Source organism: Companilactobacillus nuruki (assembly GCF_002872255.1).
Classification (GTDB): Bacteria; Bacillota; Bacilli; order Lactobacillales; family Lactobacillaceae; genus Companilactobacillus; species Companilactobacillus nuruki.
In genome coordinates, this window is record NZ_NIPR01000052.1 from 125,304 (window position 1) to 146,831 (window position 21,528).

The 21,528-nt window shown below is 33.7% G+C and carries 19 protein-coding genes and 1 tRNA gene; 4 read left to right on the forward strand and 16 right to left on the reverse strand.

All coding sequences use genetic code 11. The annotated features are described in order from the left end of the window. Entirely contained in the window at positions 1-960 is a 960-nt protein-coding gene (locus CBP76_RS11065) for a hypothetical protein (protein WP_245865755.1), read from the reverse strand. Between the two features lie 30 nt (positions 961-990). Between CBP76_RS11065 and CBP76_RS11070 the strand changes: the two genes are divergently transcribed. Beyond that, complete coding sequence (locus CBP76_RS11070) at positions 991-1,494, forward strand: YbhB/YbcL family Raf kinase inhibitor-like protein (RefSeq protein WP_102196921.1); 504 nt, start codon at positions 991-993, stop codon at positions 1,492-1,494. On the opposite strand, the gene CBP76_RS11075 is transcribed toward CBP76_RS11070, so the two are convergent. The 9 genes from CBP76_RS11075 to trpS all read right to left on the reverse strand — a co-directional run bounded on the left by CBP76_RS11075 (position 1,491) and on the right by trpS (position 11,449). After that, positions 1,491-2,414, reverse strand: coding sequence for a Ppx/GppA phosphatase family protein (locus tag CBP76_RS11075; RefSeq protein WP_102196999.1), 924 nt, complete (start codon positions 2,412-2,414; stop codon positions 1,491-1,493). The two genes, CBP76_RS11070 and CBP76_RS11075, sit on opposite strands and share 4 nt — an antisense overlap. 71 nt (positions 2,415-2,485) lie before the next feature. After that, a complete protein-coding gene (locus CBP76_RS11080; RefSeq protein ID WP_102196922.1) occupies positions 2,486-3,259 on the reverse strand; it encodes an ABC transporter permease in 774 nt (257 codons plus the stop codon). After that, a complete protein-coding gene (locus CBP76_RS11085; protein WP_245865758.1) occupies positions 3,252-3,896 on the reverse strand; it encodes an ABC transporter ATP-binding protein in 645 nt (214 codons plus the stop codon). The genes CBP76_RS11080 and CBP76_RS11085 overlap by 8 nt, the downstream gene beginning before the upstream one ends. A 108-nt stretch (positions 3,897-4,004) precedes the next feature. Then, on the reverse strand, positions 4,005-5,927 hold the full coding sequence (locus CBP76_RS11090; protein ID WP_245865761.1) for a GTP-binding protein: 1,923 nt from the start codon (positions 5,925-5,927) through the stop codon (positions 4,005-4,007). Between the two features lie 197 nt (positions 5,928-6,124). Further along, positions 6,125-7,363: an NlpC/P60 family protein gene (locus CBP76_RS11095; protein ID WP_102196924.1), complete on the reverse strand. Its 1,239-nt coding sequence runs from the start codon at positions 7,361-7,363 to the stop codon at positions 6,125-6,127. Between the two features lie 244 nt (positions 7,364-7,607). Further along, entirely contained in the window at positions 7,608-8,339 is a 732-nt protein-coding gene (locus tag CBP76_RS11100) for a DUF4811 domain-containing protein (protein WP_102196925.1), read from the reverse strand. Continuing rightward, on the reverse strand, positions 8,339-9,841 hold the full coding sequence (locus tag CBP76_RS11105; protein WP_102196926.1) for an MDR family MFS transporter: 1,503 nt from the start codon (positions 9,839-9,841) through the stop codon (positions 8,339-8,341). Before CBP76_RS11105 ends, CBP76_RS11100 begins: the two co-directional genes overlap by 1 nt. A 19-nt stretch (positions 9,842-9,860) precedes the next feature. Continuing rightward, positions 9,861-10,304, reverse strand: a complete 444-nt coding sequence (locus CBP76_RS11110) for a MarR family winged helix-turn-helix transcriptional regulator (RefSeq protein WP_102196927.1) — start codon at positions 10,302-10,304, stop codon at positions 9,861-9,863. Between the two features lie 128 nt (positions 10,305-10,432). Next, positions 10,433-11,449, reverse strand: a complete 1,017-nt coding sequence (trpS, locus tag CBP76_RS11115) for a tryptophan--tRNA ligase (RefSeq protein WP_102196928.1) — start codon at positions 11,447-11,449, stop codon at positions 10,433-10,435. 346 nt (positions 11,450-11,795) lie between these two features. On the opposite strand from trpS, the gene helD reads away from it, so the two are divergent. Then, positions 11,796-14,066 (forward strand): RNA polymerase recycling motor HelD, encoded by a 2,271-nt coding sequence (gene helD / locus CBP76_RS11120; protein ID WP_102196929.1) that lies wholly within the window; start codon positions 11,796-11,798, stop codon positions 14,064-14,066. Positions 14,067-14,139: 73 nt separating this feature from the next. On the opposite strand, the gene CBP76_RS13245 is transcribed toward helD, so the two are convergent. Beyond that, entirely contained in the window at positions 14,140-14,805 is a 666-nt protein-coding gene (locus CBP76_RS13245; RefSeq protein WP_102196930.1) for a CPBP family glutamic-type intramembrane protease, read from the reverse strand. Between the two features lie 112 nt (positions 14,806-14,917). Here CBP76_RS13245 and CBP76_RS11130 point away from each other — a divergent pair, with 112 nt between their 5' ends. Beyond that, positions 14,918-16,000 carry an acyltransferase gene (locus CBP76_RS11130; protein ID WP_102196931.1) on the forward strand — a complete coding sequence of 361 codons (1,083 nt, stop codon included), beginning with the start codon at positions 14,918-14,920 and terminating at the stop codon, positions 15,998-16,000. Positions 16,001-16,095: 95 nt separating this feature from the next. On the opposite strand, the gene CBP76_RS11135 is transcribed toward CBP76_RS11130, so the two are convergent. The 4 genes from CBP76_RS11135 to CBP76_RS11150 form a co-directional block, all read right to left on the reverse strand. Further along, a complete protein-coding gene (locus CBP76_RS11135) occupies positions 16,096-17,838 on the reverse strand; it encodes an LPXTG cell wall anchor domain-containing protein (RefSeq protein WP_102196932.1) in 1,743 nt (580 codons plus the stop codon). 190 nt (positions 17,839-18,028) lie between these two features. After that, positions 18,029-18,898 carry a DegV family protein gene (locus tag CBP76_RS11140; protein ID WP_102196933.1) on the reverse strand — a complete coding sequence of 290 codons (870 nt, stop codon included), beginning with the start codon at positions 18,896-18,898 and terminating at the stop codon, positions 18,029-18,031. A gap of 236 nt (positions 18,899-19,134) precedes the next feature. Further along, positions 19,135-19,208, reverse strand: a tRNA-Thr gene (locus CBP76_RS11145). A 56-nt stretch (positions 19,209-19,264) separates the two neighbouring features. After that, positions 19,265-19,786 carry an HdeD family acid-resistance protein gene (locus tag CBP76_RS11150; protein WP_102196934.1) on the reverse strand — a complete coding sequence of 174 codons (522 nt, stop codon included), beginning with the start codon at positions 19,784-19,786 and terminating at the stop codon, positions 19,265-19,267. Positions 19,787-19,944: 158 nt separating this feature from the next. On the opposite strand from CBP76_RS11150, the gene CBP76_RS11155 reads away from it, so the two are divergent. Further along, positions 19,945-20,595, forward strand: coding sequence for a metal-dependent transcriptional regulator (locus tag CBP76_RS11155; protein ID WP_102196935.1), 651 nt, complete (start codon positions 19,945-19,947; stop codon positions 20,593-20,595). A gap of 84 nt (positions 20,596-20,679) precedes the next feature. Here CBP76_RS11155 and CBP76_RS11160 read toward each other — a convergent pair whose 3' ends face one another. Then, a complete protein-coding gene (locus CBP76_RS11160; protein WP_102196936.1) occupies positions 20,680-21,477 on the reverse strand; it encodes a DUF975 family protein in 798 nt (265 codons plus the stop codon). Positions 21,478-21,528 lie beyond the last annotated feature (51 nt).

A 21,528-nucleotide genomic window follows, 5' to 3' on the forward strand; every position in this document is an offset into this window, starting at 1 on the left:
CTATCTAATCAGATATTTTATGCCCTCTTTATCAAAAACATCTTCAACCGTATATTGATAAAAGGCCTTGTAAAATTCGGGGGTTACCTTTACCGGATCAAGGTTTAAAGTAGCTATACCTTGCCCATCATTGATGGCAATTAGGACAAATCCATCTTTACCTGTAGCACGGTTTTTATATTCAGAATGCTTGATCTGATAAACTTGGTTCAAAGACAATCTTAACTGACGCTTAGAAATAATTGGTGTAATATTCAAAAACGTATGGAAATGTAGTCCTTCATATCCATTAGAAATAATCACTTCATTGTAAGCATCTAGGGCATTGACCAATGCTCTCCTAAATTTAAATGGAACAGTTAAATCATCTTTTTCAGCAATCTCTGCTAAATGGCTGGCATACTTGAAAGACTTTGGAAATTCATGTTTCCAATCGTCATCGAATTCATGTTCACCAAAAATTATGCCATCAAACATAATTAGCGTTCTATAAAAGCGCATATTTGCACGATCCAATTCAACTTTAGGATGAAGTGCCGCCTCTACGCCCTTTAAATATTCCTTCTTAATTTCATCTGAAAATGTTCCATCTTCTTTTTGAAGCTTCACTACTAATACATGTTCCAAGGTTTCAAAAACAGAATTAGCGATTGATAAGACTCTGCCATCAAAATCGCTTTTACCCGATGTTACAGCACTATCTATTTCTGGTTCATCAGATAATTCCAATTCAATATGATGCAATTCATGTGACAAAACAAACTCACTAAATTTCTCATTAGTAATTACAACTTTAATTACATCATCATTTGATTCATGACTAGCTTGATCCAATGTCAAAAATTGTTGATCCGAATAATCAGAGTATAATTCGATATTTTTATTATATTGTTGTTCAATTTTTTCAACCTGTTTTACAATATGTTCAGGCAATTCATTATTATTTAATTGTTTCATCATTATTAGTACCTCAATAAAGGAGATTTTTTTATGGAAATAAACGTATCACTGCCAAATAAGCTTTTACCAGATAAATATGGCAAACATGCCTCTGACAAGGACATAAAAAACGGGAAACCTATTATCAGTTTCCCCATCGAGTTATCAAATATTCCAGAAAATGCTAAAACTATTGCATTAACCTTCACTGATCCCGATTCAATTCCTGTTTGTGGTTTTGAATGGATTCATTGGACAGCTGCTAATATTCCTAGTTCTCAGACATCTATTCCTGAAAACTTTAGCCAAACGGCAACTGACATAGTTCAAGGTAAAAATAGTTCTGCAAGTCCTTTAATAGATGGCCCCCTTGATGTTGCTACTGGTTACAATGGACCTTATCCACCTGACCAAACACATGATTATGTTCTCAAGGTATTTGCTCTAGATGATAATCTTAATTTGGAAAATGGTTTTTGGATGAATGAATTATTGCACAAGATGGATGGGCATATTTTGGCCGAAGCTAAGATGACCATTCCAAGCCGTGCCTAATTCTTATCCTGAAGGTTCATCTTATGGAAATAATTAAATACATACCCTTCTCTAACACCGAAATTTGAAAAACGAATTTCCTTAGAGGGGGTTTTTTTAATTATTTCTGAGATTATTAAGATGCCTCCCAATATAACCTCATATCTTCCGTCACTCAATTCTTTGATTTGACTACGTTCTTCCAATGATGAATGGATTAATTTATCAAATAACTCATCAATTTGGTTGCACGAAATGACAGAATTATGAAGTGTTTTTTTATTTTTACCTTCTCGGTTCAAAATACTAGTTACTGCTCTTAACGTACCACCTAATCCAACAAATGTTGCAGGTGCCTGCATCCAATTTAGACTTTCTAAGCGTTGACTAATATCTTTTCTTGCTGCTTGTAATTGGTTTTCTTTGATTGGATCACTCGCTAAATACAAATCAGAAATTGAAATCGCACCGATTGGAATACTTAAACCATGTTTTAACCGGCCCTTTTTAGCCAAACTGATCTCTGAACTTCCACCGCCGACATCAACGATTAAAGCATCTTTGATCCGCATTGTACTTCTAACCGCAACGTAATCATAATATGCTTCTTCTTTTTCGTTGATGATCTCTAATTGCAATCCAGTCTCTTTGAGAACAGCAAAAATCAATTGTTCCTGATTCTTGGCCATTCTCACTGCAGCTGTGGCAATTAAACTTATTCGATCAACTTGATATCTTTCAATTCTTATTTGAAATTTCTTTAAAACATCAATTGTTTCTTCAATCTGATCGTTAGTCAACAGTCGACTCTGAGTAATTGATTTTCCCAGTCTAACAGGCTCTCGCCAACGGTCCAAAGTTTTAAAACGATTCTTTTTTGAAGATCTATAAACTGATGTTCTAATGGAGTTAGATCCAATTTCTATAACTGCTAACTTCAAATCTACATCACATCCCATTGTACCAATTATATAAAAAAATAGACCCACATAGTAGGCCTATTTGAAGAAAGCTAAGAAATCAGATCATTATTTAATTGTTTTCTCTCATTAAAGAACTGTTTATAAGCTAAATAACACGAAATAATCGAACCAATACTAGTGGAAGCCAGTAACATAAAAGTAACCATTATTTGATATTTAATCGCCTTAACTGGATCTACTCCAGCAAATATCAAACCAGACATCATTCCTGGTAAACTGACTAGTCCTAATGTTTTGATGGAATCAATTGTTGGTTGCATCCCACTTTTGATACTGTCTCTTAAAATATCTAAAGAAGCTAGTTTTATATCTGCTCCTAAAGCCAATTTTTCTAAAACTTGTTGATGACGATCGGTAAAAGTTTGTTTCATATTACGATAACTCAAACCTATTGCAACCATTATATTACTAGCAATCATCCCCGTGACTGGTACGATCTGCTCAGGAACAAATTTAATTGATCCTGTTAAAACTAAGGTAGTTAATGTAACTGTTGTTCCAACAAAGATTGCTAATAACGATGATTGGAAAGCCTTAGGAATTCCATTACCGCGTTTTCCAGCATTCCAAGATGCATTCATAACAATAATTAAGAAAAAGGCCAATGTTAACCAATTATCATTGGCTTTAATTATAAATTTCAAAACATACCCAACGACAGACAATTGAATAACTGCCCGAATAACACCAATAATTATATCTTTATCAATATGTAACTTCTCAATATAACCAATTACTAAAGCCACAATAACCAAAACAAAGCCTAGCATCAAAGTAGAATTAGAAACCGTTAAATTAGACATTTGCAATCTCTCCATCCCTAATAGTTATTTTAATTGCTGCATCATTAATTTCAGTCTCGTCGTGAGTAACCTTTAAAATGGTTAATCCTTGCTCATTGAAATCCTTTAACATTCGATGAACGATTGCCTTATTTTCAGTATCCAAGCCTGTGGTTACCTCATCAGTTATCAATACTTCGGGTGGAAAAATCAAATTACGTAATAAGGCGATTCGTTGTTTTTCTCCACCTGATACATCGTTCACACTCTTATCAATATATGTTTCATTTAAATTGACCATTTCCAGATATCCAGTCACCTTTTGACGATCGAACTCTTGCTTTCGAACTTCAAATGGAAAAGCCAAATTGTCTTTAATAGTTTTCCCAAAAAGTGTTGGTTGTTGAAAGGCATATGAAATCTTTTGACGATATTCAATTGGATCAATGTTTTCAATCTTTTGTCCTTTAAAAAGTACCTCTCCAGAACTAGCACTAATCATTGAAGCAATAATCCGCATTAAAGTACTTTTACCACTCCCTGAAGGACCGACAAAAGTTACATCTTCCCCTTCTTCAATATTCAAATTAATATTATGCAAAATTTTAGTGTCTTTTACTTGATAGGATAAATTCTTAATTTCAATTATTTTCTCCACAATACACCATTCCTTAATGTGTTGATGAACCTCATTATATTCGATAATCATTCCTAACAATAGATTACTATCAAGTAAGAATAAAGCCAAATAATTTATACTTTATTTTTAAATTTTATAAGGAACATGCGCCTTCTTCGGAACTTCATCCCACGCTACTGGATAACCTGCCCCATGAGCGCAAAATACTGAATCAGGAGTATTTTCTAAGTCTGACACTGGGGCATAGTCTTCTTTTTGAATAATCTCTTCAGCATCGTGGCAAGGACGATATCCATCTATAAAACATTCTAATTGGCCTTGACCATGTGTATAGCCACGAAGTTTTTGAGCATAATCTTGCATCTCAGAAACTGGTGCAGTTCCATTTAAGACCGCTTGTCCCGAAATATTCTCAGGTGTTTCAAAATTTCCGCTCATCTTTTGAATATCATTCATTGCTCTTCCTACTTGATTTTGCTCGACTGTTAATCTAAATCGATACCATGGTTCTAATAATTGACACCCATCTTTTTTTAGCATCATTAATCCTTGTCTGACTGCACGCCAAGTAGCTTCTTTAAAATCACCACCAACAGAATGTACATTACTAGCTTTTCCACCAACTAATGTTATTTTCATATCTGTGATTGGTGCGCCAATTAAAACTCCCAAATGCTCTTTTGAACCCAGATTAGTAATAACTTGATGCTGCCAATTATTGCTTAAGACATCTAAACTACAACTGGAGTCAAAGGTTAACCCACTTCCCCTAGGACCAGGTTCTAAAAGCAAATGGACTTCAGCGTAATGACGCAGTGGTTCAAAATGTCCTACACCCTCAACTTTTTTAACAATGGTTTCCTTATAAAGAATTTTCCCTTCGATGAAGGCCACTTTTAAATCAAAACGTTGTTCTAATAGTTGCTGTAAAATCTCTAACTGCACAGCTCCCATAATTTGAACTCGAAGTTGTTGCAACTGCTTAGACCACGTGACATGTAGTTGAGGATCTTCATCTTCCAATTGACGCAGGGCTATCAGCACACTATGAACGTCATTATCTCTTACATCAACCGCATAGTTTAAAACTGGTTGAATCAATGGTTTACTACTATTTTTTTCACTCCCCAGACCCATTCCTGGATAAGTATCATTCAATCCTGTTATGGCACAAACTCCACCAGTTTGAATTTCTTTACTCAATTCAAACTTAGAACCATTATAAATTCGCAACTGATTAGCCTTTTGATCTTTCAGTAAAACTGTTTTATTCTTCAAAATACCACCAGTAACACGTACCCAAGTCAATCGTTCTCCATGTTCATCATGTGAAACCTTAAAAGCCTTAATTCCAAACTCATCTTGAGGAATCATTTCTTGTGTCCATTTTTCTAATCCTGACAATAATTCTTTAACGCCAGACATTTTTAAGGCTGAACCAAAATAACATGGAAAAATTTTTCGTTCTGAAATCATTCTTCTAATTATTTCATCATCCAAACGACCCGTATTTAAAAAGTCTTCTAAAACATCGTCATTTTGCATAGCTATTTCTTCAACACTCTCTTCAGATAATTCATTAAAATCAATACAACTATCTATCAGTGTTGTTTTTAATTCGTGCAAAATCCGCTCTTTATCAGTACCTTCATTATCCATTTTATTTACAAAAATAAATGTAGGTATTTGGTATTGTTTTAATAAATTCCAAAGTGTCCTTGTATAACCTTGAACACCATCAATTGCCGAAATAACCAAAATAGCATAATCAAGTACACTCAATACTTGTTCAGTTTGACTAGCAAAATCAATATGACCTGGGGTATCCAACATAGTTAAATCCAAATCTTGATATTTAAGACTAGCTTGATGGGAAAAAATAGTAATGCCTCTTTTTTTCTCTAATACATCAGGGTCTAAGAATGCATCTCCATTATCTACACGACCAAATTTATGCAATTTTCCAGATTGATATAGCATGGCTTCTGAAAGTGTTGTTTTGCCCGCATCAACATGTGCCACAATTCCTGATACAATATGTTTTCCCACTATTTTTCCTCCCAAGGTAAATTTTTCAGTATTTATATATATTAACAATAATATCAATATAATAAAATTCATATAACTCTTCTAAAAAGTTTATGATCATTAAGACAAGGAGACCTAATAATCGATTTTGATTACTAGGTCTCCTTGATTTAAGAACAAGTTTTTTTCCATTCCCACTCTGATTTTTATATCTATCTTTAATTAAAAACTCTTTTTACACCCGCAATATTACCTCGACCAGAATAAATAGAATGTACTTGTACCATATATGGCCAGGACTCAATCATTGTATCCTTGTCCAACAAAATACCAACGTGCCAAATGGCTCCAGTTGATGGATCAGTATAGAAAATCAAATCTCCTCTTTGACGATTATTATAATTGATTCTTGGTATCCTACTATCAGACCACATCATTCTACTATTCCATTCATTTCCGGGTTGAGCATGTTGAATTGCTGACACGGGTGCTGGATCAATTCCAGAGGCATAGAGGGCTTGTGTTACTAGACCAGAGCAGTCAACTCCATAACTGGGGGAACTGGCGGCACCAGAGATCCAAGGCTGTCCTAAATACCTATATGCTTCACTGATCATTGCTTCAATATGGTTATTACGTGTACTAAATTCATTAGTCTTAAGCGGTGCAACATATGAGTCAATGTTATACCATGAACTCTCGCTAAATCCCATAGCCTTCCAAGTTGCGAGGTCAACAATACCTGTTACTGGTAGACCAATTTTTCTCTGCAAGTTTCTTACATTATTAATAACCGAACTGTCATATACGGTATGTGAATTAGATAACCCAAAGTATCTTCTAACTAACCAGACTTTAATACCTTCAACACCGTTATACAATTCATATCCTACAGTTCCAACAGGCCGAATTTGACTACTATGGATTTGTAACCAACCATTGGGATTTTGATATCCGATAGCTGTTGTAGCATCATCACTATTGATCCAGATATTAGTAGCAATCTGATAGTAAGTTATACCATTACTCTGACCAACTCGGTCGTATTTCCAAATCGTTCCAGCGGAAAAATTAGTTTGACCATTACGATAAAAATTCTCATCTCCACGAGAATAACTAACCGCTCCTGCTGCTTTAACTCTAACGATTCCAATCTTAGATTGACCAAAAGTTAATTTAACATCACTTGCTTTAGTAAATTCATTTGTTGCCACTCGATAATATGTTTCCCCATTATGATTCAATTTTCGATCCGTATACCAATCGCTATTACTAGACAGGCCGCGATTACTGATCAGAGAACCCTCTTTAGTATATAGACTAGTTATCTTGTTAGTTTCGACAATTCCCTGAATAGCGGTCGAACTATCTGTGGCCTTAACGGATATAGGATGGCATAAAGTCATAAAAGATAATATTAATCCTGAGAATAAAGTGATTTTCAAACCTTTATGCATAATAAACTCCCCTTTTCTATACAGCAATAATGTTTAAACATATTTATTTTTTCATTATTATTGTATTGGAGGAATATTAAAAATGCTTCTTTGAACTCTTGATTTGCTGTTCTTTATACAGAATGTCAATCTTTTTTGACATAACGTACCCTTTCCGATTATTGCAAAAAAATAAGATCAAATAACTATTTTCCATAGTCACTTGATCTTATTTTTATATTGTCTATAAACTAAGCATATTTTACTATTTTTGACTCTTAATCTCTTGAATCAATTTAGCTTGAGCCTGTGCCTTAAAAGCCTTTTGAGCTTGTTGCATAACTTGTTTTTGCTCTGTGGCAGACATTGAAGGGTTAGCTTGCATGGCTTTGACAACCGCAGCCTTAACATAAGCTTCACCTTCCTGCTTCATTTGAGCTTGGAAAGTTTTACTCTTCATTTTCTTTTGTAGTTGGCTTGCTTGAGTGGTTGTCAAAACTAACCAATCATTACCAACCTTAAAGGTATTAGTCTGTTTAACAAATTCTTTATTATTGTCAGAAATACCGAAGAGGAATGAATAGAAACCGTTCTTATACTCCCAACGAGTTGTCTTTTTAGTCAAAGTAGCGGCCGAATAATCGCCAGTCTTCACAGTATTCTTTACATGTGAATCGACTTTAGTTGTCTCTGGCTTTTTAGCATTAGCCGTCTCTGGGGTCCGATAAATATAAACATCTTCTTTACCATTAGTACCAAGTTCTTTTTTAAGCAAAAGGTTTGAACCTTTTTGAACTGATTGGATCTGATAAGTTTTTTCATTGACTGTCTGTTTCATTCCAAAATGACCATATTCGTTAGAGATCAAAAGAACCAAACTTAAAATGAACAAAGCAATAAAAGTAAATGAAACTGGATAACCAACTTTTTTATTTGGTACAAAAACAGCAAAGTAATATCCTAAAACGGCACAAATAATAATTGAAACAATAATCATTATGCTTCACCTGCCATTCTTGTATTTTTCAAATCAGTATCAATACTCTTTGATTTAGAACTATTAGTTACCATCAAACTGATAATATATCCAATTACACAGAATAAGATAGCTACAGCAAAGGCTGCATGATAGCCGTTTAAAGTGGCATCAAAGAACTTGTCTTTGTATGCCAATGGAGCTTGAGTAAGTAATGACTTGCCTGGCTTTAGATTATTTGTAACGTTAGTTAGAACAGATACTAAAATAGCTGTACCCATTGAACTAAATACCTGACGAACCGTGTTATTAACAGCTGTACCATGACTCATTAGGTCAAATGGCAACGCGTTCATACCATCAGTAGTAACTGGCATCATAACCATTGAAATACCAAACATACGAATCATGTAAAGAATAACGATATCTAAAACTGGTGTTGATTTTGTTAGGAATAAGAATGGAATTGTACCGGCAGTTAACAAGAACATACCCATACGAGCCAAATCTTTAGGTCCAAATTTATCAAAAGCATTACCAGTAATTGGACTCATAACACCCATCATCAAGGCACCAGGTAGTAATGTTAGGCCTGAATGGAAGGCTGACATTCCCTTAACAATCTGTAGATACAATGGCAAAACCATTTCAACACCGATCATAGCCATATTAGTAACAGATGACAATGCAGCAGCGATAGCGAATTTCTTTTCTTTGAAAACTCTTAATTCCAAGAAAGGAGTCTTCATATGTAATTGACGATAACCGAACAAAAGAACAAAAATTACACCAACAACGATTGATCCGATAACTTCCATAGAACCCCAACCGTCATTACCAACTGATGAAAAACCATAAAGTACGGCACCAAAACCAACAGTTGATTCAATTAATGATAGAATATCCAATTTGCTTCGATGAGTTTGGATAACAGGACGCATAAAGAAAAATGCTAAGATCAAAACGATTACTACGATAGGAATAATCATTCCGAACAAATCTCTCCAACTAAAGTTATCAATAATAAATCCTGATAGTGTAGGTCCAATAGCAGGAGCAAGTCCAATAACCAAACCACCTAGACCCATGGCAGCACCACGCTTTTCAGCCGGAAAGACTGATAGCATAACCATCTGCATCAATGGCATTGTAATACCAACACCAACAGCTTGAACCAAACGTCCAGCCAGGATGGTACCAAAATTAGGTGCTACAAAACACATAATTGTACCGACTAAGAAAGTCGACATTGCGATAATATATAAGATCTTAGTACTAAAATTATTACTTAACCAAGCAGTAACAGGAATCATAATACCGTTTACCATTAAGAATCCAGTTGTTAACCACTGTACATCAGAGGTCGTTACACTAAATTCTTTCATTAATGTTGGAAATGCGGTAGTTAAAATTGTACCGTTTAAAACTGTACAGAAGGTACCCACAAGTAAAACTAAAACCAAAAGATTACGGTTAAAAGTTTTCCCATGGGCATCCAAAATTGCTTTATTATCATTTGCCATAATAATAAATTCCTCTTCTCTATTTTATTTGAAAAATATCTTTGACTTCGTCCAGATTTTCATAAACCTTTTCTAAAATAGTTTCCAATTGTTTTTGTTCCTCAGAAGTTATGCCCTTGAAAATCGTCTCATTACTTTCATGAAAAGCATTACGAACCTTGTCATAAAGCTTTGTCCCCTCATCAGTAATGTGGACAATCTTTTTACGGCCATTATTTGGGTCGGCCTGTCGGAATATAAAACCGCGATCTTCAAGTTTTTTCAGAGCACGAGCAACACTCGCACCATCAAACATAGTGATTTCACCGAGTCTATCTTGAGTACATTCTGTATGTTTATAGACAATTGATAGTAGAATACTTTCAAAAGCATTTAAGTTTTCTTCTTTTAAATACTTAGCAGCAATTCTTTTTTTAATTTGTGTATATTTCATTACAAAACCATTCAAATTATAATCGTCCATGAATATCACCTCATTTTTTTAAAAAAAACTTTCTTTTTTTAGAACAAAAAATATGCTACACCTGACTCTTGATAAAATCAAGAGTCAAATGCAACATATTTTCAGAAAAGTGATTTATATTTTCAAAATCAGTCGAAATAATTGACACCAATGGCTTGACGAACTTCTTTTAGGGTTTGGTTTGCAACAACATTAGCTGCATCACTACCCTTTTTCAAAATATCGTAAACACCGGGCAAATCTTTTTCATATTCCGCACGACGATTACGGATTGGTTCTAGGATTTCTTGAAGAACATCATTTAAATAACGTTTAACTTTAACATCGCCCAAACCACCAGCTTGATATTGTTCCTTTAATTCAGCTACCTTCTCTTTGTCAGTAGCAAAAGCATCAAGATATGTAAAAACTGTATTTCCTTCAATCTTACCAGGATCTTCCACATGAATATGATCAGGATCAGTATACATTGACATAACTTTCTTAGTTACCACATCTGCTGGATCTGACAAATAAATACAATTTCCCAAAGACTTACTCATCTTAGCGTTACCATCAATACCAGGTAGTCTACCTTGTCCCTTAGGTGGGAAATAACCTTCTGGCTCAACTAAGGTATCAACATTATAAGTGTTATTAAAAGTACGAACAATTTCACGAGCTTGTTCCATCATTGGCTCTTGATCATCACCAACTGGAACTGTATCGGCCTTAAATGCAGTGATATCAGCGGTTTGACTAACAGGGTATGTTAAAAATCCAGCAGGTATACTTTGGCCAAAACTCTTTTGTTTAATTTCCGACTTAACAGTTGGATTTCTTTCCAAACGAGAAACTGAAACAAGATCCAAATAATACATTGTTAATTCACTTAAAGCTGGAATTTGAGATTGTACTAAAATATTTGTTTTATTAGGGTCAATTCCTACAGACAAATAATCCAATGCTACTTGGATCAAACTATTACGAACTTTTTCTGGATTCCTGGCATTATCAGTAAAAGCTTGCATATCAGCAATCATGATAAGCATCTTATACTTACCTTCATTTTGAAGTTTAACACGATTCTTCAATGACCCTAAATAATGTCCAATATGTAATTTTCCTGTGGGACGATCACCGGTTAAAATTGTATTTGTTTTCATATTTTTCCTCCTGGATTATCATTAAAGCTAAATAGATTTGAATTTTGAGTAAAAGGCTGTTAAAGTAACAGTCTTGTGTTAAAAAAAGCGTCCTATTATTCATATAAATAATAGGACGCTAATACGTGGTACCACCTGTCTTGTAGAATTAATCTACCACTTACAAGTTATAAGGTAACTACCCGTAACCATTTCCTAAAACAAGGTCGATAACTTTTTCAGCCATGAAGTTATTCTCTGAACCAACTTACTTGAATTAGTACTCAAAAATGTCTATGCTTTAATATACTCTAATTGCTAATAGCATAATGAAAAAACAACAAATTGTCAACGAGAGGTAGTTTGAATGACGATTAATCAATCTAAAGATGAAGAACAACAACGAGTTAATGACGTTGCAAAAAAAATTGATAAAAAAATTGAGCGTGTTGATCAAAGTATTGCTCAAGCACACCAAGAAACTAACCGTATTGAAAGAAATTATGGTGAAAACACAAAAGTTAATACTACTGAAATCGATGATCAAATGGAAACCAATGCGTCTGTCCAACAACAGAAACAATTAGTTGCCTTAGCCGTTGAAAACGAAAATATTTTAAATTCCGACAAATTAAAACTCGAGAACTTGCAGGGATCACCTTACTTCGGACGGATAGATATTGTTGAAGATGGTGAGGAGGACACGCTTTATATTGGAACCTCTACCTTACAAGATGACAACGGAGAATTTCTAATTTACGATTGGCGGGCCCCCATTTCGGGAATCTATTACAACGGTATCTTAGGAAAAGTCCATTACCAAACACCCAATGGAACTGCCGAGGTTGATCTTAAGAAAAAGCGTCAATTTCAAATCGTTCATAACAAAATCAGAACCATGTTTGATACCAATGAGACTGTTGGCGATGAAATCTTGCAATCAGTTCTTAGCGAATACAGTGATGAGTATTTAAAAAATATCGTTGCTACAATTCAACATGAACAAAATACTATTATTCGTGATACTCACTCAGACATTCTATTAGTTCAAGGTGTGGCAGGCTCTGGTAAAACGTCTGCTATTTTACAACGTGTAGCTTACTTGTTATATCATAGTCGTTCAACTATGAATGCTGATAATATTGTTTTGTTCTCCCCCAATAAACTATTCAGTAACTATATTTCAGAGGTGCTGCCTAGTTTGGGTGAACGAAATATGCGTCAAGTCACTTTAAATGAATTCATCTCTTTACGTTTAAGCGGTGTCCAAGTGGAAACTCTATTTGAACGCTATGAAAAAGATGAACATAACTTACCCGAGACAACCGTCAAAATTCGACTCTATAAGGAAAGTAGTGACTTCCTAGATAAACTTGAACAACTTGAAACTAATCATCCCGAGCATATCCTTCATTTTGAAGATGTTATTTTTGAGGGTAAACCATTTTTCACTAAAGAAGAAATATCTAAAATATATGATACAGTCAATCATGCCTATCATATTCCTGACCGTTTCTTAAAAACTAAAAATATTCTAATCAAACGATTGCAAAAACGAATTCATGATGACCGCCAACAGGATTGGGTACAATCAGAAATTGATAACCTGTCAGATGAAGACTTTCAACAAATAATTACTGACCACAATATTCAAGAATCAACTAATCAACGTGATATCATTGCTGAAGAATTTCTTCGCGAACGATATGCTCCAATTTATAATGCTTTGGTTAATAATTATTTCTTTAACCCCTATAAAGAATATCTTTTTTTGCTAAATGATATGAAACAAAACTTAGTGTCTGATAACATTTGGCAAACCATGATTGAATCAATTGACGACCAAATCGAAACTCACAAACTAAATCTTAGCGATTCTGTGGCAATCTTATATTTACGTGATTTGATTACAGATGGTGGTATAAATCATGCTATTCAACATATATTTATTGATGAAGTACAAGATTATACTATGGCCCAATTGAAATATATTGCTCATTCGTTTCCAAATGCTAAAATGACCCTCTTAGGTGATCGTGCACAGGACGTTTTGACTAGTTCCTATCGAAAGAATGATCTTGTAACTGAGGTTACCGAACTTTTCAGTAAAAAGAAACTTACCACAATTACCTTGAATCAAAGTTATCGTTCAACTGCTGAGATAACTAATTTTGCTACCAAATTATTACCAAAAGGAAATGAGATCAAAGCATTTTCTCGTCAAGGTGAGAATCCAGTTATCAAAGTTTTCGATAATAATAACTACTATCAAGGGCTCAAAGAGACGGCTAAAGAATTAAATAAGCGCTATGATACTGTGGCTATTTTGACACGAAATCAGGCTCAAGCTGAACAAATATATACTCATTTCAGTGATGAATCAATCGTTACTTTGGTCGATGCCGATTTTAGATCAATTCCAAAGGGAATCCTAATCCTACCAATCTATTTGGCTAAAGGATTAGAATTCGATGCCGTAATCGGACATGATATCTCAGCAAATAATTATCCTGACAAGCGTAGCGTTGATGTACTTTACACTATTTGTACACGAGCAATGCATAGTCTAACACTCTGTGTTGATAAGAATATCTCTCCATTGCTGAAGAGCGAAAAGGATTTGATTCTCGAACAATAAACTAAGTTGTTTAATATTAATAAAGAGTGCCAGTAATCAAAACGATTACTGGCACTCTTTATTTTGTATTTTTCTAAATTATAATCGTTCCTACTGCTGCACTGATCATAGCCACAAAAACCGCCATTTTTTCATCTTTAGTATATAGATAAGTAAGTGCATAACACCAACCTAATGCCGTCATCATTAGAAATTGGATGATTGAACCGGGTAAACTAATTAAACCAGCGACCACACCACTCAATAAAATTCCCATAATAGCACTATAAGCAGAACTTTTTCTAAAGAAATAATTAAAGAAGAATCCTGTTTGAACCAGTTGTTGCTGGATTGCTATAACAAAAACATTAGCGACCATATTAAAAAGAAAAACATTTTGATCCGAACTAGTAACATCATCATTTTGAAAACTTGGTAATTTTCCAGTAACTTGTAAATAACTGATCATGATCCTTAATAGGCAAACCATAATAATCATTAAACTTACCAAACCAATATTGGATACCAATGAATACACAAAACCTTCTGCAGTGTCAGAAAATGATTTTTCTTCGCGAATATACTTTCTAATCATTAAGAATAACGTAACTATACCAACAACAAAAAAGGCAATAACAATTGGTAAATCTAATCCTTTTTGTGAAGCCGAATTATTCTTCAACATCAAAGTAACAATAGAAAATACAATCCAAATTACATATCTAGCAAAGTCTGTCCCTGGGGATTCTCCTACGCGCATATTAAACTTCTTCCAATCAATAATTTTACTTTGTCATTATATCATACGACAATGCTTCATTTTCAATCCGTTTTCAACTATTATTAATAGAGTATTTATGGAGGAATTATTAATGAATAAAAAACAACGTATATTTTATCTTGATTTTATCCGTGTTATTGCTATTTTATTGGTTATATTTATTCACGTCTCGGCCATTGACACAATGAAAAACGTTGGCACCGGTCAATGGCAAGTAATTAAAATTTCAAACTATTTAGCACATATAAGTGTTCCAATCTTCTTTATGATCTCTGGGTCGCTTTTATTAAGTAGTAAAAAAACAACATCTTTGAAGTACACATGGAAACAACGGATACCCAGGGTCGTTATACCGTTTGTCTTATGGTCAATTATTTCACCCATTGTGGTCGGAATATATGCTCATTCATTGTCTACAAAAAATGTATTAAATGTTGTTAAAACTATTCTCTATCAACCAACATCTCCTACATTGTGGTTTATGTATCCTTTAATTGGAATTTATATTTTATCCCCTGCTATTAAAACCTTCGTTCAAAATGCGACGACCGAGATGTTAATTTATGTTACTGGAATCTGGTTAATTACTTGCTCATTATTGCCCTCTATTGCCGTAATGTTGCCTAAAAGTTGGAATCACATTTTAGAATTATCCCCAATTGCTAATTTCTTTTTAGTAGGTGGATTTACTGGTTACTTTATCCTCGGATATCTACTAACACGTTTAAAAGTAGAAAAAATTAATAATTGGATTTTATTTTTAATTTTCTTAATCTCTGGGTTATTCGGAAATTTTATTTCAGAAATTGTTCCAAAGGTATTTGATCCTAACAACGGATACTATGTTACATCTATTTTCATTCCCATAATGTCAATCGCAGCTTTTATTCTTTTGCAAAAGCTTGGAAGTTCTATCAAAAATACCCTTATCGTCAAAACCTTTGAATTCCTATCGCCTCTAGTATTTGGTATTTATTTAATTCATAATTTATTAATTCTGTACGTAGAACCTTGGTTTATGGAACATGTATCCTTTCATGGTTTAACTGCTACTTTTCTTAGATACCTGACAATAATTGTTTTATCAACTTTGATAATTTGGATTCTAAACTTAATTCCTGGTATTAATTATTTACTAACTGGAAACAGTTTAAAGAAAAATAAACAAAAGTAAAACATATATAATAAAGAAGCCTAGTAATCGGAATTGATTACTAGGCTTTTTACTTCACTACTCAGAAACTGAATATTTTTTCTTAATTTTTATAATTAATTTTCCTTTTTAATATGTGTTGCCTTTAAGATCAAGCCAAAGGCTAACGCTATTAAACCAACGATTGTTATTAAAATTCCATTCGTTTCACTTGTTTGTGGTAAAAGACCTGAATTGTTATTAACTTTTGGTGTCTGTGATTCATCTTTATTATTGCCAATAACATCTGATAATAGACCATCGCTTAAATTATCTTCAGAAGACGTCTCATTATCACTACTATTTGAACTTGTTCCTTCAGAACCACCATGAACGATACTTTCATCGGTAACGCCTTCTGAGTCTTTGCTATCTGTAGCAACGTCATCTTCATTACTACCATTATCAACATCAATGATATTATCATCCCCACCGCCGTTATCTTCATCAACTAACTCGCCGGTATCAGGATCAATATCTTCATCCTCTTCCTCATCGGGATGTTTAATATTGCTGCCATCATTATCTTCCTCACCAGGAAGTTCAGGTAATTCTCCAGGAATAGTTACTGGTTTATCATATTCAGTTTCAATATCCGAATCATTTTGAAAATCCCATCTATGAGTTTCCGCGTTTACTTTTACCTTGTCGGCGACAATATTTCCATCAAGGTTTTGATTAACAACGACAGTTGCCTTAGGTGCCAAAACACTTCCTTGGAAGGGACGATCTACGTTAATTTGTCCTGCATACAAATTATCAGTTGCTGTACTGTCATAGAAATTCCAAAGTAAGTGATTATCATCAAAATACTCAGTCTCTTGGTTTGGTCGTTCTGTATAATTTGCTGAGCCATCATTATAAATCAACTTAATTTGAGAATTGATATCGTAAGGATCTTGTCCTTTAGTATCAACGTTAATAATAATATTTGTTCCACCAGAATCCTTTGACAATCCAGCAATAGTCAATGGTGTTCCCGATTGTAAAACACTAGGATCCAAATCAATTACAATCTTATTATCACTTGTTGTTTCATAATCCTCTAAATTAATAACTCTTTGATTTTGATCAGGAAAATCACTATTTTTTACAGAAACTTGAGGCGTTAGAGTGGTCAAATTAGCTGATTTATTACTTAAGAAATTATCCAAATAATTGGCAACGTCAATATAAACACCATCTTTATCTTGATAAATTTCTCCAGCATTAATATGATCTAGATTAGTATTATTAATAGCTGGACGATTAGGATTGGAAATATCAATATCATTATCAGCTCCAAAAACAACCTTATTGTCCCTATTCTCTCCACTAGTAACAAACGAACTGCTAGAAATATTATGTGGACGTTGGATATATGAAATTTCCTTATCTACTCCACCATTGGCCGTAACATTAGTTCCAAAATTAACATTGCCATAAAAATCACCCACAGCCACATTACCATTTGTATGAGTATTTAATGTTGCTTCATTAGCAAAAATATGAAAATTAGAAGCATAGCCCAATTGATTTTGGCTTTCATTTGTAAAGTCATCACTAACATGACCGCCATCTGATACAGCATCATTCACTGACTCTGGCGTTGCACTTGTTACTTGAGCACTTTGAATTACAACAGTATCCGAATTATTTGTTTCATTAGAATCTGAACTGTTCATTGCATCAGAACCTGCTGAGTCTGACGTACTTGAAACCGATGCGGTATTAGTATTCGTATTCGTATCTGCACGAACAGTTGTAGACGTTCCCATTAAAATTGCAGCGCTCACTGCCACACAAGATAAAGCCCATTCTTTTCCCTTTTTTGTTAACATAATTAACTAAATCTCCCTCACAAATTTAGAATAATTATTATCTAATATTAATGCAGGTAATAATTTTACTTATATCCAATTATTGACCTACTAAAATTCATTGTCAATTATATTTCGATCACAAAATATAATAAATTGTTATAATCAAAAAACGCCTAACAATATATTGTTAGACGTTTTTTGATTACTCTCAATTACGATTTTCTTTACCAATAGCAAAAGCAGCAACACACCCAAATCCTGTATGACTAGAAATGGTCATTCCGATTGAATGGATCTTAATGTCGGCCTTACTAATTTTTGAGATTATTTGTTTCTTAACTACTTCCGCGGCCTCATAATCTCCACTAGTAGTAATAATGACTGGTTGATCCTTATCATCTTGCATAGCATCAACAATTTTATTAGCCAATTCAAACAATGATTTCTTACGTGTTCTTGTCTTGGAAACCATTCTTAATTTTCCATCAGGATCAACATCTAAAATTGGTTTCACTTGTAACAATGTCCCTAAAGCAGCTGAAGTTCTAGAAATTCGACCACCATGATAAAGATGGTTCAAATCATCAACCGTAAACCATGATTGGAGACGTTGTTTATTATTATCAAACCAAGCGGTTAATTCGTCCAAACTAAATCCAGAATTCTGTAATTTTATAGCATTCAAAACTAATAATCCTTCGCCACCACTAGCAGCCAACGTATCAACTATTCTAATATCTGCTTCTGGATATGATTCCAATAGAATCTCTCTAGCTTGCTTAGCACTGGATAAAGAACCGCTCAACCCACTAGAAAAGCCTAAATAAACGATGGGTATCTTCTTTTCAACATATGGTTCAAAAAACTCAACATATTCTCCAACATTTACTTGAGTAGTTTGAGGCAAAGCTCCCGCTTTTATCCTTTTATAAAACTCATTAATATCATAACTTTTTCCAAAGTCATTAACGAGTTCCTGATCGTCTATTTTTATATGGAAGCTAATCGCATCAACATTACCTGCTTGCAATGTCTCTATTGGCAAATCACATTCTGAATCGGTCAATATTTGATACATTCTGCCACCTCCTGAACTAATTCAATCTCCGATAATAATAACATTTATTTTAATAATGTAAACTATGATATCTAGTTTTAAAAACTAGATGATCTTTAAAGCCAAACTTTAATTCCTTATGCAAAGCATTTATATTTATATAAAATTTAGAAGTAAACTCACAAATTAAAAAATCCCTAAATGCTGTAATACTGACACTTAGAGACCTTATCAAAATTATTTTGAAACTATCTAAAAGCCGTCTATCGGATTTGAACCGACGACCCCCACCTTACCATGGTGATGCTCTACCTATCTGAGCTAAGACGGCAATACACTTTCTACATACATTTTAACAAATTTAATATATGTAGAAAATGTTTTTCATTAAAATGCTTCAATAATTTCGGAAATTCCTGTAGCAAAGAAGAAAAATGCCAACATAAAGACAATAAATCCACCAGCTAGAACAGGATTGAATAGCAGAATAAAGGCAAATAGTAGGTTCAAACATGCCAATACAACAATCAAGATATAATACTTCTTACCAAAGAAATGATAAAAACGAGATGTAAGAATTTGAAAGACTGCATCTAGCAAGAACCAAATAGCAAACATATAGATGATTACCACAATACCAACGTTAACATGTGATACAAAAATGATACCAATAATAATATTAACGATAGCAGTAAAGATAGTCCATCCACTACGAACACCCAAAAATTTGGTCATTTGTGATCCAAACCACAATTGATAAACACCACGTAAAATCACAAAAATACCAAAGATTATTGCAACGGTTGATAGACTCCTTAGCGGGTACCATAAAACTAAGTAACCTGCATACAAAGATATCAAACCAATAATAAATCCAAACCAATCAAAACGACGTTTTGGTTCACTCATATAAACTCCCTCCCCTCTTTCAAGGGATAATCCAATTTATAGCTTTGGAATCCCTTTTCTTCTTAATTATTTTAACATTATGTCTTATCAAAGTTGAATAATATGCGTTATAATAGAATGGCTAATAATATTATTAGGCTAAACGAAAGGTAGCAAAATTGTCCCCTAACAAAGAAAATTATCTAAAAACCATTTATGAATTAAATTATGATTTCACCAAAATAACTAACAAAAGAATTTCAGAAATCATGAATGTTTCCGCTCCATCTGTAACGGAAATGTTGAATGCTCTAGCCAGTGAAGGCTACTTAACACATTCCCCCTATAATAAAATTGTTTTAACACCAAAGGGTAATAAAGTATCCGAAAAATTGGTACGCACCCACCGACTCTGGGAAGTATTTTTACATGAATGTCTCAAATATCCTGTTGATAACGTTCATCATAATGCCGATGCCCTCGAACATGCCTCAGATGATGAGTTAATAAATCATCTAAACGACTTTTTGGATCATCCTCAGCGTTGCCCACATGGTGGTATTATTCCCGGCAATGGGCAAGGTGAAACAGATGCCGATGACAAATTACTTAGCATGATTTCTGATGGAGACCGTGTTCAAATTGTTCGTGTTTCCGACAATTATGATTTTCTTCAATATTTTGGAAGCTTGAATCTAGAAATTGATGACATTATAACCGTCATCAAGCATGAGAAATTTGATAATTCATTAGTTGTTAAAAAAGAAGATGGCACTAATATTACTATTGGCGCCAAAGCCATCGATTATATTTTCGTAGAAAACAGATAACAGAAAATAAGGGTCCCTAGTAATCGTACTTTGATTACTAGGGACCCTTTATTTTTAAATAAATCAAATTATGTTTTTCTAGAGTTATTTATTATTTTTTTGGTTATTTTGCAAAACCTTTTGATAAAAAATAGCCATTGTTAACTGTTCATATGGTTGTAGCCAAATTGAAAGTAATTCATGCGTTAAAGCGTTTAGAATTTCCCAAAAGAAAAATTCTAAACAAAGAGAAAAGTACGTCCACTTATAACCACGCATTAACACGGAGCTTCGATTAAATGTAGAAACTACCATTCTCAAATTCCAATTACCGGCATCCTCGACATCATCTTTAAAAACCAGAAAAACCTGTGAGAATATCATTAAGAACCAAATTCCTGGAATAATATAAAGCATAAAGCCAGCTTCCAGAAATAATCCAAATAATGCGGTTATAAATAACATTGGAAAGAAGTACCTTCCTGTGAAAGCCTGTAGACTATCTTTTAAAGAATTGATTTGATAATCAGGATTACGCAATCTATCAACTAGTGTATAAGATATACCTACACAAACCATAATAAAGAAAAACATAAAGGCATAAACGGCCACACTTGTTTCTGGTGTCAAAGTTAACATAAAATTATTAGCCGAACTAGGATCATTAGCCATACTTGTCGAAATTTCGGATAAACGTCGACTAGCCTGTTCAGGATTAGCCAAGTTAACATTCAAATTAGCCATCCACTTTGTATAAATTTTCATTCCAAAATATACTGCCAAAAATCTCAATAGAATTGGAATTACGTTAAGGGAAATATTTCCTTTAATATCTTTTCTAAAAGCTCGATGAGATTCTCGTCTAATTTCTAAGGCAGATATACGATTATTAGCGTTATTCATCAATACCCCTCACAATTGCAATAACGCCATTATAACAAAAATAATTACAAC

Excerpts from the sequence above, each read along its gene's own strand:
- CBP76_RS11065 (WP_245865755.1), bottom strand. The coding sequence starts at position 960 with ATGATGAAACAATTAAATAATAATGAATTGCCTGAACATATTGTAAAA.
- CBP76_RS11070 (WP_102196921.1), top strand. The coding sequence starts at position 991 with ATGGAAATAAACGTATCACTGCCAAATAAGCTTTTACCAGATAAATAT.
- CBP76_RS11080 (WP_102196922.1), bottom strand. The coding sequence starts at position 3,259 with ATGTCTAATTTAACGGTTTCTAATTCTACTTTGATGCTAGGCTTTGTT.
- CBP76_RS11095 (WP_102196924.1), bottom strand. The coding sequence starts at position 7,363 with ATGCATAAAGGTTTGAAAATCACTTTATTCTCAGGATTAATATTATCT.
- CBP76_RS11100 (WP_102196925.1), bottom strand. The coding sequence starts at position 8,339 with ATGATTATTGTTTCAATTATTATTTGTGCCGTTTTAGGATATTACTTT.
- CBP76_RS11105 (WP_102196926.1), bottom strand. The coding sequence starts at position 9,841 with ATGGCAAATGATAATAAAGCAATTTTGGATGCCCATGGGAAAACTTTT.
- CBP76_RS11110 (WP_102196927.1), bottom strand. The coding sequence starts at position 10,304 with ATGGACGATTATAATTTGAATGGTTTTGTAATGAAATATACACAAATT.
- trpS (WP_102196928.1), bottom strand. The coding sequence starts at position 11,449 with ATGAAAACAAATACAATTTTAACCGGTGATCGTCCCACAGGAAAATTA.
- helD (WP_102196929.1), top strand. The coding sequence starts at position 11,796 with ATGACGATTAATCAATCTAAAGATGAAGAACAACAACGAGTTAATGAC.
- CBP76_RS13245 (WP_102196930.1), bottom strand. The coding sequence starts at position 14,805 with ATGCGCGTAGGAGAATCCCCAGGGACAGACTTTGCTAGATATGTAATT.
- CBP76_RS11130 (WP_102196931.1), top strand. The coding sequence starts at position 14,918 with ATGAATAAAAAACAACGTATATTTTATCTTGATTTTATCCGTGTTATT.
- CBP76_RS11135 (WP_102196932.1), bottom strand. The coding sequence starts at position 17,838 with ATGTTAACAAAAAAGGGAAAAGAATGGGCTTTATCTTGTGTGGCAGTG.
- CBP76_RS11140 (WP_102196933.1), bottom strand. The coding sequence starts at position 18,898 with ATGTATCAAATATTGACCGATTCAGAATGTGATTTGCCAATAGAGACA.
- CBP76_RS11150 (WP_102196934.1), bottom strand. The coding sequence starts at position 19,786 with ATGAGTGAACCAAAACGTCGTTTTGATTGGTTTGGATTTATTATTGGT.
- CBP76_RS11160 (WP_102196936.1), bottom strand. The coding sequence starts at position 21,477 with ATGAATAACGCTAATAATCGTATATCTGCCTTAGAAATTAGACGAGAA.